The organism is Chitinophagales bacterium (assembly GCA_019694975.1).
Classification (GTDB): domain Bacteria; phylum Bacteroidota; class Bacteroidia; order Chitinophagales; family UBA10324; genus JACCZZ01.
In genome coordinates this window covers 372,796-386,138 of sequence record JAIBAY010000001.1, presented here as the reverse complement: position 1 = coordinate 386,138, position 13,343 = coordinate 372,796, and the positions used below count along the sequence as shown (strand labels likewise).

At 46.9% G+C, this 13,343-nt stretch carries 13 protein-coding genes; 2 read left to right on the top strand and 11 right to left on the bottom strand.

From position 1 onward, the window contains the following. Positions 1 to 25 precede the first annotated feature (25 nt). The 4 genes from K1X61_01450 to K1X61_01435 all read right to left on the bottom strand — a co-directional run bounded on the left by K1X61_01450 (position 26) and on the right by K1X61_01435 (position 3,912). Entirely contained in the window at positions 26 to 793 is a 768-nt protein-coding gene (locus K1X61_01450) for a class II glutamine amidotransferase (GenBank protein ID MBX7107289.1), read from the bottom strand. Between the two features lie 222 nt (positions 794 to 1,015). Beyond that, positions 1,016 to 1,366 (bottom strand): DUF962 domain-containing protein, encoded by a 351-nt coding sequence (locus K1X61_01445; GenBank protein MBX7107288.1) that lies wholly within the window; start codon positions 1,364 to 1,366, stop codon positions 1,016 to 1,018. Positions 1,367 to 1,461: 95 nt separating this feature from the next. Beyond that, positions 1,462 to 3,579, bottom strand: a complete 2,118-nt coding sequence (gene feoB / locus K1X61_01440; protein MBX7107287.1) for a ferrous iron transport protein B — start codon at positions 3,577 to 3,579, stop codon at positions 1,462 to 1,464. Between the two features lie 99 nt (positions 3,580 to 3,678). Continuing rightward, positions 3,679 to 3,912, bottom strand: a complete 234-nt coding sequence (locus K1X61_01435) for a ferrous iron transport protein A (GenBank protein MBX7107286.1) — start codon at positions 3,910 to 3,912, stop codon at positions 3,679 to 3,681. 233 nt (positions 3,913 to 4,145) lie between these two features. Between K1X61_01435 and K1X61_01430 the strand changes: the two genes are divergently transcribed. Together K1X61_01430 and K1X61_01425 are read left to right on the top strand one after the other, a co-directional pair. Continuing rightward, positions 4,146 to 4,322 carry a hypothetical protein gene (locus K1X61_01430; GenBank protein MBX7107285.1) on the top strand — a complete coding sequence of 59 codons (177 nt, stop codon included), beginning with the start codon at positions 4,146 to 4,148 and terminating at the stop codon, positions 4,320 to 4,322. 157 nt (positions 4,323 to 4,479) lie between these two features. Continuing rightward, positions 4,480 to 5,595 carry a hypothetical protein gene (locus tag K1X61_01425; protein MBX7107284.1) on the top strand — a complete coding sequence of 372 codons (1,116 nt, stop codon included), beginning with the start codon at positions 4,480 to 4,482 and terminating at the stop codon, positions 5,593 to 5,595. 268 nt (positions 5,596 to 5,863) lie between these two features. Here the strand turns inward: K1X61_01425 and murI are convergent, their stop codons facing one another. The 7 genes from murI to K1X61_01390 all read right to left on the bottom strand — a co-directional run bounded on the left by murI (position 5,864) and on the right by K1X61_01390 (position 13,308). After that, on the bottom strand, positions 5,864 to 6,682 hold the full coding sequence (murI, locus tag K1X61_01420; protein ID MBX7107283.1) for a glutamate racemase: 819 nt from the start codon (positions 6,680 to 6,682) through the stop codon (positions 5,864 to 5,866). Between the two features lie 45 nt (positions 6,683 to 6,727). Next, positions 6,728 to 7,237: an OmpH family outer membrane protein gene (locus tag K1X61_01415; GenBank protein MBX7107282.1), complete on the bottom strand. Its 510-nt coding sequence runs from the start codon at positions 7,235 to 7,237 to the stop codon at positions 6,728 to 6,730. Positions 7,238 to 7,341: 104 nt separating this feature from the next. Then, on the bottom strand, positions 7,342 to 7,902 hold the full coding sequence (locus tag K1X61_01410) for an OmpH family outer membrane protein (GenBank protein ID MBX7107281.1): 561 nt from the start codon (positions 7,900 to 7,902) through the stop codon (positions 7,342 to 7,344). Between the two features lie 170 nt (positions 7,903 to 8,072). Further along, the gene (locus K1X61_01405) at positions 8,073 to 10,586 is read right to left on the bottom strand and encodes an outer membrane protein assembly factor (protein MBX7107280.1); all 2,514 of its coding nucleotides are present in this window, start codon (positions 10,584 to 10,586) and stop codon (positions 8,073 to 8,075) included. Continuing rightward, positions 10,583 to 11,329, bottom strand: a complete 747-nt coding sequence (locus K1X61_01400) for an isoprenyl transferase (protein ID MBX7107279.1) — start codon at positions 11,327 to 11,329, stop codon at positions 10,583 to 10,585. The genes K1X61_01405 and K1X61_01400 overlap by 4 nt, the downstream gene beginning before the upstream one ends. A gap of 59 nt (positions 11,330 to 11,388) precedes the next feature. Beyond that, positions 11,389 to 12,234: an outer membrane beta-barrel protein gene (locus tag K1X61_01395; protein ID MBX7107278.1), complete on the bottom strand. Its 846-nt coding sequence runs from the start codon at positions 12,232 to 12,234 to the stop codon at positions 11,389 to 11,391. Between the two features lie 195 nt (positions 12,235 to 12,429). Next, complete coding sequence (locus K1X61_01390) at positions 12,430 to 13,308, bottom strand: NAD kinase (GenBank protein ID MBX7107277.1); 879 nt, start codon at positions 13,306 to 13,308, stop codon at positions 12,430 to 12,432. Positions 13,309 to 13,343: the final 35 nt, after the last annotated feature.

The window sequence follows — 13,343 nt, the reverse complement described above, 5'->3', positions numbered from 1 at the left end:
AGCAGGTTGCAGTAAGAAGAACCTGCTAAACAGCGAGCTGCGTATAATCAATCTGCAGCTTTCCATCCGTTGTCTGTAAAGTCAAAAAACTTTTATTGGGCAGCAATTGCCAGTTGCCATCATCCAGAGGTTCAGATGATATAATCGCATTGCCGTTGCGCAGGCTAAGGTAGAGTGTGTAATAAGGTTCATACAGATTTACTGTTTCCGGGTCGGAATCTTGGTAGATACGCCAGGCCTGCAGCTTTTGCGGAGATAATAAAAAGGCACAAAGTGAGTCATACGACTTTTCCCTGGCGATTGCTGTCACGATAGATTCAGTACTCTTCTGTGGATACCGGGCTTTTTCATCAATGATATGCTGCAGGAAAATTTTCGAATCGGAAGTGCCGGCAGCTTTCGCTTCTTCATGATAAGAAAATACGGTACCGTTATGGCTGAATGCAAACGGGGTATCATCCTGCTCATGGTAAAATGGATGTGCACCGTCGATGGAGGCATTGAGGCCCTGTGATGCCCGCCTGTTGTGAGCAATAAAAAAGCTCGACCTAGCCTCCCTGATCAGCGCCTGATAACTTTCGTCCCAGGAAGAAGCCTGATCACGCTTATGGATCTCAATCCGTCCATCATGCAAAAATGCCATGCCACATCCGTCATTGTGCTCACCTCTCTTCGATGCATCAAGCAGTTGACGCCCGTTCTTCGACAGGTATTTTAATGATACCGGGCATAAGAGCATTTCATCAAGAATTGAACTTGGTCCGGGACTTACCTTCGCAATCATCCTGCACATGGCAAAATATTTTTTAAATCAGATCGGCAAATATAAATACAGGTAAATGATCTTTAAACATGGCTTGCCGTTGAATATTGCCACTGCTTGAAACCGGCGGCATTGAATAAGGGAATAACAGTTCGGTACTGCTATATTAGTTCGAAGCGCGAATCCAATGATTTCTGTCATTCGGTTATCCATTGCCGTTGAATTCATTCACCGGCAAAAGCCAGCATAGGTCTAAGCCCGGTCTCCCGGATATATTCTTTCCGCTTCAGCCATCTTTTCACCAATTTTTCCGGTGAGCATATGCCAGAACATAATAAAGTCTGATTGAAGGCTGAATAGCGGATAGGTAAAAGTTGCCGGTTTGTTTTTTTCTATAAAGGCATGCGCAACCCATGCAAATCCATATCCCAACACAGGAACAAGAAAAAGTAAATTCCACTGTTGTGTGAAAACAGCATAAACAAAACACGCAAGCAACAGCGCGGTGCCGCTGAAATGCATCAGCCGGGTGAAAGGACGCCGGTGTTCCGAAAGATAGTAGGGGTAAAATTCCCTGATGGTCTGAAATTGACGGGCTGCCATGGTATGGATTTATTTTCCGAAAATTAATCAACAGCATTTACTTTCCTAACGACATGCTGTGACAGGAAAGCAGCATGCAACAGCTGAGGATGTGACTAACGCATCAATTGATAAACCAGCAGACTCGACAGGTAGGCAAGCCCCGTCATGTAGGCAATCTGCAGCAATGGCCATTTCCATGATTTTGTCTCCCGTCTTACCACTGCAACAGTACTCATACACTGCATGGCAAATGCGAAGAATATCATCAGCGAGAAAGCGGTGGCACTGCTATAGACATGCATGCCCGTTAAAGGATCAACTTCATTGCGCATCTTGTCGCGGATAGCTTCAAAGTCGGCATCATCCGCCGAACCAATGCTATAGATGGTTGACATCGTTCCAACAAAAACTTCTCTCGCGGCAAATGAGGTGATCAGGGCAATACCGATTTTCCAGTCGAAACCAAGTGGCCTTATCACCGGCTCAATAAAATGGCCTATCTGGCCTGCATAGGATGCGCCGAGTTTTTCTGCCTGCAGCCGGTTATTCAGTTCGGTTTGTGTTACCATCTCTGTAGGGTGCAGCTGTGCGAATTTTTCCTCTATGGCCTGTAAAGAATTTCCGGGGCCAAAGGATGCGAGCAGCCACAGGATAATGGAAATGGTGATGATGACTTTTCCGGCATCCATCACGAATACCTTCGCCTTTTCCAACATGGTGATGCCTACATTTCCCCAACGTGGCCAGCGGTAGATAGGTAACTCCATCAGGTAATAGCTTTTTTCTTTTGCCCTGATAATAAGCTTCATCACCAGCGCTGCCAGCAATGCCATAAGCCAGCCGAGCAGGTATAAACCAAGCATGGCAAGGCCTTTCAGGTTCATGAAACCGAATAGCTTTTCATCCGGCACAATAAAGCTGATCAGCAGTGCATATACGGGCAATCGGGCCGAACAGCTCATCAACGGTGTTACCATGATGGTGATGATCCTGTCTTTCCAGTTTTCAATGCCGCGTGTGGAGAGGATGGCCGGCACAGCACAAGCCATCCCGCTCACCAATGGCAAGGTTGACTTACCGCTCATACCCACTTTCCGCATCAGCCTGTCCATCAGGAAACTCACGCGCGTCATATATCCTGTATCCTCCAGTATTGAGATAAATCCGAAGAGTAGCATGATCTGTGGTATAAAGACCACAATGCCGCCAATACCGGCCAGCACGCCTTCCACTAACAGATCCGTTACAATGTTCTGCGGTAATGATTGGTTCAGTGTAGCCTGCAGGTAACTGAATGCATTGCTGATCGCTTCCATGGGATAAGTAGCCCATGAAAAAATGGCCTGGAACACGAAATAGAATATCAGCAAAAAAATCAGGTACCCGTAAACAGGATGCAGTAACACGGCATCAATGCCTGCCGTTGTATCAAGCGCCTGCTGCCTGCTTCTGTCCTGCGAAGTGCACCGGGTGAGTATTGGATTGATTTTATCGTACCGTTTCAGGATTTCTTCGCCTTGCAGTTTGGCCATGGTAAAATGGTGTTGCTCCAGCAGGCGTTTGATGCGGCCTTTCTGTTCCACGTTAAAACAGAAAATATTGATATAGTGACAGGCAATCTGGAAGGCGGTATAATCGCTCTTCACGCCGGTGATTTCTTTCACTCCATCAATCACCTCCGGGCAAAGCGGCTTCACTTCCACAAAATTCTTATCAGGAACCGGTATGGTGGTTTGTATCGCCCGTTTAAGATCGTTGATGCCTTTTCCTTCGCGCGCATTGATGGGTATCACTTTTACGCCAAGCTCTACCGCCAGCTGTTGCGTATCAATGGCAAGGCCGTTTTTACGCGCCACATCCATCATGTTGAGGGCAATGATGGTGGGAATCTTCAGGTCTATGATCTGTGAACAAAACAGCAGATTGCGTTTCAGGTTGGAGGCATCTGCTACAATCACCAATAGGTCGGGATGCGAATCATTATCAGGGTTCAGCAAAACGTCGAAGGTGATGAACTCATCAATGCGGCGCGGATAGAGGCTGTAAGTGCCCGGAAGGTCAATCAGGTTGGCGGAAAGATCTTTCGACAATGGCAGGTAACCTGTTTTTTTATCCACGGTAACGCCTGCAAAGTTGCCGACCTTCTGCCGCAGACCCGTCAATGCATTAAACAGCGAAGATTTTCCGCAGTTGGGGTTGCCGACCAGTCCGATTTTCAGATTCTTCTTCATGCGTCACTCAACGGGTTAATTATTCGCTTGAGCCGGCTTGTTCCTTTCTTATGTTCCATACTAAATGGCGCACATGCAGCAAAACAGGCATAGAAATTATCACCCTGCCACGGTGGCAGATTGCACCAATACGGCATTTGCTTCCTCTTTGCGCAGGCTGAGGAGGTAGGTTCCGATTTTAACGGATATCGGATCACCAAGTGGCGCTACTTTATCGATGGATATTTTTTCTCCGGGAAGAAATCCCATCTCCATCAGTTTCAGGGAAAGATCACCCCGTTCCAGTTCCACGATCACGCCGGAATCGCCTTCTTTCATTTTGCCAAGTGGCATTACTGCACGATACTGAGTCACCCGCTTATTTAGATTGAATTTAAATAGCGCAAGTTAGCAATTTCTCACAGAGGTGAAAATGATCTTGCTCAGCATGTTAAAAGATTTCAGAACGATGAGCTCATGACAACCTGTTGACTGCGGAAACTTCCGCGGTTATCCGGATGCAAAACCTTTATTAAGAGTTTATAGGTGGCTGTTCGCCCGGTTATCCATCCTATCGGGAAGCACAAATGATAACACCGTTTAACGGCATCGTTACGATGGAAGCAGCAGGAACTTTTTTATCCGCGCGGGAGAAGGAAGGGCAGGTCTGGCATTTTTTCCTGAAGATGCAACTGCTGAACAGACAGGCTGCCAACAGCAGCATGAAAAGGAGGGTGGATGTTTGGTTGATCTTCATGCGGTAAATATCGGATTTAGGCTGAAATGGCCGCTGACAACAGCCTGTTTTTTCTGCAACATAATTGCTGTACGCTTGCAGTGCCGCGATATTACTAAAGGATACGCTGCTGCTGTTGCAAATTCTTCCGCTTCATTATCATCCGTGTTCTATTTTTATCAGCTATGAAGCAAGGCAAAAAAATCCTCGTCGCTCCGCTGAACTGGGGACTCGGTCATGCCGCCCGCTGCATTCCGCTCATCAGTGAAATGCAACATCTCGGCGCCGAGGTAATCATTGGAGCCGACGGAGCTGCACTCGCCTTGCTGCGCAAAGAGTTTCCCGCCCTAAAATGGATTCACATGCCGGGCACTGTTGTCCGCTACCAGGAAAAAGGAAGCCTTGCCCTGCGGCTGATGCTGCAACTGCCGAAACTGCTGACTGCTGTAATAGCGGAACACAGGCAGTTAAAAAAAATAATTGCTGCAGAAAAAATTGATGCGGTGATTGCTGACAACCGGTATGGTTTATTTGCCCGCAATATCCCGTCGGTCTTCATTACGCATCAGGCAACCATAAGGCTACCGGTTACACTGCAATGGATGGCAACTATCGTGAACGTTGTTAATCATTTCTTTATTTCAAAATTTGACAATTGCTGGATTGCCGATGCAGAAGGCCCGGGCAATTGGTCCGGTGATTTGTCGAAAGGGTTACCTGCAACCGGGAAGGTGGTTTTTATCGGGCCACTCTCACGTTTTAACAGCCGGGAAGAAAGCAGGAAATATGATATCCTCATTTTGCTTTCCGGCCCGGAGCCGCAGCGCACCCTGCTGGAAACTAAACTAACAGGTCAGTTCATGCAGTATGAAAAAACTGTTCATCCATCCGGTTCGCGTGCGCGCTTGAAGGTGCTGCTGGTCAGGGGTGTGATGGAAGGAACGGATGTGCCCGTAAGCCTGTCGGAAAATTTCACGAAGGTGGATTACCTGCTCACCCGGGAACTCAATTCGGCGATACTTTCAGCCGGCCTCATCATTGCACGGCCGGGTTACACTACGATTATGGACCTTGCAGCCATTGGCGGCAAAGCCATCTTCATTCCCACGCCCGGGCAAACGGAACAGGAATACCTGTCGAACAATCTCATGCAGCGTGGCATCTGCTACTCTGCAACACAGGAGTTGTTTGATCTGCAAACGGCAGTCAGCGAATCCGGAAACTACCATGGTTTCACTGCTTCCGGCAGTGTTGCATGGAAGGAGCATGTAAGAGAATGGCTGGAAAGGATTGAAGCATAAAGTGTGGCTGGAGGAGAACTTGTTGCAGTGATCAGATTTAGTTACTGCAATGCACGTTGCATCAATCTGTGAACTACCTCTGTGAATGATTGAATCACAATGCTGCTTAAAATGCTAAGCAGTAGTTCCAGTATGATTCATTGGAAAGCCTAACAATAGTTTCTCAGATCCTATTTCATAAGCGTGAATCAAAAAAGCAGACAGCGCAATGCAAGGCTTACGACTATGGAGCAAGTGAATTGTTTCAGTTAAATAGCTCCCTTCATCTTCACTCCCAAATCCCGCTCTGCTCCAAATGAATCTTTTCATCGAAGAAGATTTTGGTGGTTTGCTCGAAGGAATCAGTGAAGTCGGAAACATAGAAGTGATGCGGATTGCGGCGCTTGTTGTTGAGTAGTTTTTTTGATTCGAGGGTGTCTTTTACCTGCCCGGCAACAATATTGGTGGAGTCGAATATTTTTATGCGATGATTGAAGTAGGCGGCTACTTCTTTTTCAATCAGCGGATAATGGGTGCAGGCCAATATCATTCCCTGTATGTCGCTGAAGTCGGGATAGGCTAGGTAAGAGTTGATGACAGCCTGGCTGACACTGTTGTTGTAGAAGCCTGCTTCAATCATGGAAGCAAGCAGGGCTGTGGCAAGTCCAACGGTTTCCAGGTCGGGCCGTAACGCCTTGAGCTTATGTTCATACGTGCCTGATTTGATGGTGCCTTTGGTTCCGATGATACCGATCTTGTGAATGGTCGTATCGGCTGCCACCCGTTCCACCACCGGATCAATTACGTTAACCACCGGTACGGTATCATTGGTTTTTTGTGCAACGTGCGCTTTCACCACATCGAATGCGGCCGCAGAGGCAGTGTTGCAGGCTATCAACAGCAGCTTGCAATTTTTATCGAGCAAAAAATCAGCGATGCGGATGGAGTAGTGTTGAATCGCTTCCGCTGATTTATCGCCGTAAGGCAGATGCGCTGTGTCGCCAAAGTAGATGAGTTCTTCTTCGGGCAGCAGCTTAGAAACAGCATTGGCGACCGTTAAGCCGCCAATGCCGGAATCAAAAATTCCAATTGGGTTTTGTGGAGTCAAAAGATTAGTGAGTAGCGAGTAGTGTGGAGTGAGTTGGTACTTCGTCTATTTTAACATTAGCTTCTTCTTCACCAATTCCATCAGGTTGTCGGATTCCTGCGCATACACCACAGCACCGGCACTCGTATCAAACACATAGGCATAGTTATTTGCCTTGGCCACTTCTTTGATGGCATCCTCGGCTTTCTTGAGAATAGGAGAGTACACTTCTTCTTTTTTGTTTTGCAGTTTATCCTGTGCGCCGCCTTGAAATTGCTGAATACGGTTCTCCAGGTCTTTGATTTCCTGTTGCTTGATTTCTTTTACGGCATCAGTGGTGGTTGCCGGTAGGCTTTGGAAATCCTGTATTTTCTTCTGATAGTCGGTGAGCATCGAGGTGTTGGCATCTTCCAGTGATTTCTGATAAGCCTGCAGTACGGAGTCGGCCTTTTTTATTTCCGGCATCATGGCAAGCAGGTCAGCAGAATTGATATGTCCGAATTTAAGTGACTGTGCCTGTGTAGATACAGCCGTCAACAGCAGCAACACAACTGCCAGGTAAGAGAGAAACTTCATTGTTGTTTTGGTTTTTTAGGTGCGAATTTGTCTGCCGCTCTTTTTTCTTTTGTTACCTGAATGGATCGGCGGCATTATTTTAGGTGGGCAAAAGTATCAATTTTTTACTTTTTAATGTCTTTATCCGTTTTGTCGGTGGCGCTGCCTGTTTTCGGTGCATAACCCATCGACTGTAAAACCTGGTCGCTGATATTCACCTTGGTGTTGGCATACAACACTGCCGAACCGCCAGACTTATCCAATACAAAATCATAAGCTTTGCTGACGGCAATTTTTGAAACCGCATCATATACATTATCCTGTATAGGTTGCACCAACTCCTGGCGTTTCACAAAGAGCTCACCCTGGTAACCGAATTTCTGCTTCTGTAATTCCTTGGCGGCTTTTTCTTTGTCCTGTATTTCTTTCTGCCGTTGCTGCTTCATCTCATCTGTCAGCAATACCTGCTCCGCCTGATAGGATTTATACAGCTTTTCAATTTCCGCATATTTGGTATCAATATCTTTTTGCCAGGCCGCTGCGAGGTCATCCAGTTTCTTTTGCGCATCCTTGTAGTCGGGAATATTTTTCAGGATATATTCCGTATCCACATAGGCGATCTTCTGTGCAAATGTGGCGGTAATTGTCAGTAGCAGGAAACCGAACAGGAAAATTGATTTTTTCATAGTTGAATCTAGGATTAATAGTTTAAAAGCTTGTGCTGTGAAAAGCGTATGAAATGAAAAATATCTAAAATTTTTGCGCGGCCATCAATGGAAGTCAATCATCTGTTGCTGTATTCAATACACAATTATGCGTTGCCTGATTGTTACCAGTCAACTTTGTAAGCATCATGCTATTCCGGTTCAAATCCAAGCACGATATTAAATGCACCATAAACACTTAGATATTCGCCCAGTGTTCTTGGCGCAACTAACGGGCGTGGTTTGTCAAATCCGATGCCATAGTCAAATCCTACTGTGCCGAAGATGGGCAGGAATACACGAAGGCCCAGCCCTGCAGCGCGACGGAGATTAAACGGATCATAATCATCGAAGCTATACCATGCATTACCGGCTTCCACCCAAGCTGTTCCGTAAATAAAGGCGCTCGGACTTGTAGAGAACGGATACCGCAGTTCAAGTGTGAATTTATTAAAGATCGGCGCAGCCGTGGCATACACTTCTTTGTATCCACGCTGCGAGATGATATCAACCCCGTAGAGCGAATAATTCTGCGACAACCCGTCGCCACCCACATCAAAGCGCTCAAAAGGCGTGAGGCCTATTTCCGGATTATAATAGCCAAGGTATCCTCCTTTGGCTGCTGTCTTCAAAACAAACTTTCCAAAAACATTCGTGTACCATTCAGCGCCAAATCTCCATTTATGAAATTCTACCCATTTGTATTTTTCGGCAATAGGAAGGTCGGTATAATCTTTATCATTGAACAGGGAGTAAGGTGGCGTTAATGCCAGGCTGATATAGAAATTGGATCCCCACTTGGGGAAAGTGAAGTCAGGCCCGGTTGAATTTCTGCCAAAGGTCTCCTTCAGGCTGATGCTGTATGCATTGCCTGTATTGATAAAGAAATTGGTGGTATAATTATCCAGTGAATAATTGGTGAAGTTAACGGCGGATATCAGCGTAAAAAAGTCATCCGGCCATTGCAGTTGCTTACCGAGCCCGACGGTGGCGCCGGTGGTTACCAGTGTGCCGTAGGCCGGATCATCCCTGCTGGTGCCTCTTGCATAGCGCGAACTGTACAACCCGATATTCAATGAATTGGGTTTCTTGCCGCCTAACCAGGGTTCCGTAAAGCCAATGTTGAATGATTGATAATAACGGCCATTCGACTGCAACCGCACTGAAAATACCTGGCCATCACCGGAAGGCAACGGCGACCATGTTTTAGTGTCGAACAGGTTGCGCATGGAAAAGTTATTAAACTTAACACCCAGTGAACCGATGACACCCGTTCCCGAGCCGCCCCAACCCGCAGATAATTCCACCTGATCACTTGGCTTTTCTTCAACGGAATAGGTGAGGTCAACCGTTCCGTTTTCAGGATGCGGATCGGTGTTGATGCCCAGCTTCTCCGGATCGAAAAAACCGGTGGCTAAAATTTCACGTTGTGTACGTATCACATCCGCCCTGCTGAACTTGCTGCCGGGCGTAGTGCGTATCACGCGACGGATAACATGTTCATGTGTCTTGGTATTGCCTTCAATAAATACCCTGTTAATGGTGGCCTGCGGACCTTCATGCACCCTTATTTCAAGATCAATGGAATCATTCTCAATGGATACTTCGACCGGCGTAACGGAGAAGAAAAGGTAGCCGTCATCCATATACAGCGAACCCACATCTGTGCCGTTAGGGTCGCCATTGAGTCTTTTCTGAAGAAATTCCTCATCATACACATCGCCCTTTTTGATATGCAGCGCGGAATCCAGTCGCGACGAAGCATACTTTGAATTGCCCGACCACCTGATGTCGCGGAAATAATATTTATTCCCTTCAGCGATCCAGATCTGTATGTTCAGGTTGCCATTTTCATTTTCATAAACGGTATCAAACTTAATATGTGCATCGCGATAACCTTTGGTAGCATAGTAGGCAAGCACCTTTCCCTTATCATCTTCGTAATCAGACGGCCTGAACTTGGAAACCGTAAACACCGACCAGACGGGGTTCTCCTTGGTCTTTTTCATGAGGCCGCGCAGTTTGCGGCTGCTGACTGCCGTATTGCCTTTAAACCAGATATTATCAATTCTAACCCTGTTTCCCTTATCTATATAAATATAGTAGAGCATGCTGTTTTGCTGCGAGGAATCAGGCACTTCACTGATAGTCACCTTGACATGTGTAAACCCTTTTTCATTATAAAATGACTTGATGGTATTGTAGGTATTAACCTTGATGTTATCCGTTAATACCTTGCCTTTATTCAGCTTAATTTTTTCCCGAAGGTCATCCTGTTCACCTTTGGTTGTGCCACGAAAGGTAAAGCCGGAGAGACGCGGACGTTCATCCAGTTCATAGGTGAGAAAGGCTGTGTCGCTGACGGTACGCTCCACATATATTCTCACATTAGCAAAAAGATCTTGTTTCCAGAGGTTCTTAACGGCCTTGCTGATTTCTGTTCCGGGTATGTCAATCCGGTCACCCTTCCTGATGCCCGCCAATGCAGCGAGGATATCCTTATCCAGGTATTGCGTGCCACGCACTTCAATACCTCCGATGACGTAACTTTTAGGGTTAGCGTAGTCCACAACGAGCGAATCAGCTGAATGCTGGTTGACCTGCGCAGTCGCTTGCCGGAATAATACGGCCATCAGCAGTAATATAAGTACAGGAATACGGATCATTTCACATTTACTTGTTCACTGGTTTTGCCAAACCGGCGTTCCCGTTTCTGAAAGTCGATGATGGCTTCATACAAAGTTTCCTTGTCAAAGTCAGGCCACAAAACAGGTGTGAAATATAATTCAGCGTATGCCAGCTGCCAGAGCAGGTAGTTGCTGAGTCGCTGTTCGCCGCTTGTCCGTATCATGAGTTCAGGGTCAGGGAAGTCAGCGGTTTCCAGGTAACTGCTGATAACGGTTTCATTTATTTCTGCTGGAAGCAGGTTGCCTTCTTTTACGGCTGTGGCAATTTTCCGCATGGCTTCAGTCAGCTCCCAGCGTGCACTGTAATTGAGGGCCAGGATCAGTGTGAGCCCGGTATTCTGTTTGGTCTCCTCCATCGCTTCCAGCAATTCACGGTTGCATTTCGGCGGCAGCGATGCGATGTTACCGATGGAAAGCAGGCGGATATTGTTCTCCATCAGCGTATGCATTTCATTGCTGATGGTGGTCACGAGTAACTCCATGAGGGCATCCACTTCATGCTGCGGACGCGCCCAGTTTTCCGTTGAGAAAGCATACAACGTCAGGAAGCTGACGCCGAGTTCCGCACAGGCTTCTGCGGTAGCACGCACGGCAGTCACTCCGTTACGGTGTCCGAAAATTCTGTTCTCGCCGTGCAGCCTGGCCCAGCGTCCATTGCCATCCATGATGACGGCAATGTGTTCCGGTAACCTGGTTTTATCAATCTTTTCGGATAAGGACATGGCTGGAATTAAAAAGTACGCAAGGTACTAAGTAACCATCTATTTTGATGAAGTAAATCTTAATGCGGATAAGGACAACGGTATGGCTTCAATGTATGGGTGATGCCGATGCCAAAGAAGAGGTAATCGTCGCTCTTCACATTGTCACCTCTCATTTTACCCGTTGCACCAATCGGTTCGGCCAGCACTTCAGCGGACGGATCACCGAGAAACTGCGCCATCGGTCCGCCTTCATAGAGCAGTATTACAGGATCGGCATATACACCACTCACATCGTCGAGGTAGTCCGTCGCCGTTTTTCTTACCCCAAATTCAAGGGTCAGGCCGGTGAGTGCTGATATCCTGTATTTAAATCCGCCACCGAGCAACCAGGCAGAGCTTGTTCGTTTGTACTTCTTCAGTTCCGGGTATTGAGGATAGCCTTGTCCTTCTGTACCAACAGGCTGCAACAGTATTTTCTCACCATTATAATTTGCGGAAGGATTAAAGTGGAAGACCCCAAATCCAGCCATTACATAAGGCGCGAAGCGATGCCGTTCACCGGTTGTTGAACCCGGAGCCGCGGTATAAGGCAGGAAGTTAAACTCAAACTGGAAGCTGGTTTCGAGGATATTTGAAGAAAAGCCAAGGTTACGGGTTTGCTGATAATAGTTGTTGGCATATTGATCGTCGGCCCAAACCCGCCCGGCATTGAGGTTAAAACGAAATGATACACGTTCATCAAAATTGCGGCGGTAAAGAAATCCTCCGGCAGGATTTACAAACCGGAAATCTGTGCCCGTATTGATGTCGCCAAAATAGTTGGCGCCACCCAACCAGATGCCAAAATCATTCTTTTGCGCCTGCACGGAAAGGCAACAAAGCAAAATAATGCCTGAAAGTAGAATGCAGAATTTCTGGTTCAAGTAATTGACAGAAAGGTTTAATGGAAACGACGGAGTAAAAGATTGTTTCGATAACGCAGTGATGGTTGCTTTATTTCCTTGCGCGAAAGTAAGGTTTTTTAGCTATTTGTCCGGCCAGCAGAAGGCGAAGGATGATGGTGAAGCATGCAAAAAACTATCCGCCGGTTTATACAGCCCGCGCAATGACTGCCTGAATCATTTTCTCGCATGCGCTCCCCACATGAGCTTGGTGCGCAATGTTTCAAGAAAATGATGGTCTGGAAGCCGGACAAGGCTGATCTTATGCTGGCATTTTTTAACGGCCAACTGTGTCAGGTTGTCGATTGGTCTCGTTCTTGAATCGAGCGTACAGTAGAATTGTTCGTAGCGTCCTTCAATTTCAAAGGAGATGACACTGGAATCAGACACCACAATAGGCCGCACATTGAGGTTGTGCGGCGCGATGGGTGTGATGACAAAATTTTCAGACGTAGGCATGATGATCGGCCCGCCGCAGCTGAGCGAATAGCCTGTTGAGCCGGTTGGCGTAGCAATAATGAGCCCGTCGGCCCAGTAGGAATTCAGCAATTCACCATTGATGTATGCATGAATGGTGATCATGGCGGAAGTGTCTTTTTTGTGAATGGTCACGTCATTCAGGGCATAATTCACATCGTCAAAAAGTGGTTCGCTGGATTCCAGTTCAAGCAAAGTGCGTTGATCCGTAACATAGGAGCCCTTGGTAATGGCATGTATGGCATGCCCGATTTCTTCTTTGCCGATATCAGCAAGGAAGCCAAGCCTGCCGATATTGATGCCCATGACCAGGATCGGATAATCACGCACGAAGTTGATGGTATCCAGCAGCGTGCCATCACCACCGAGGGTAAACAGGTATTCAATCTTATCACGGATATCTTCATGCGATACAAAGGTGCTGATGCCCGACCTGGTTTTAATCTCAGGCCATACCTGTTCAAAGAATGGTTTGTAGATATAGACGCCGATCTTTTTTGCTGCAAGCTGATCCAGTATTTCCTGCAGCACTGGAATATCCTGCGGTTTAATATTCCGGCAATAGAGCGCTACATTCATCCTGTATATGGATTAGTGATTTAATGCAATACGCG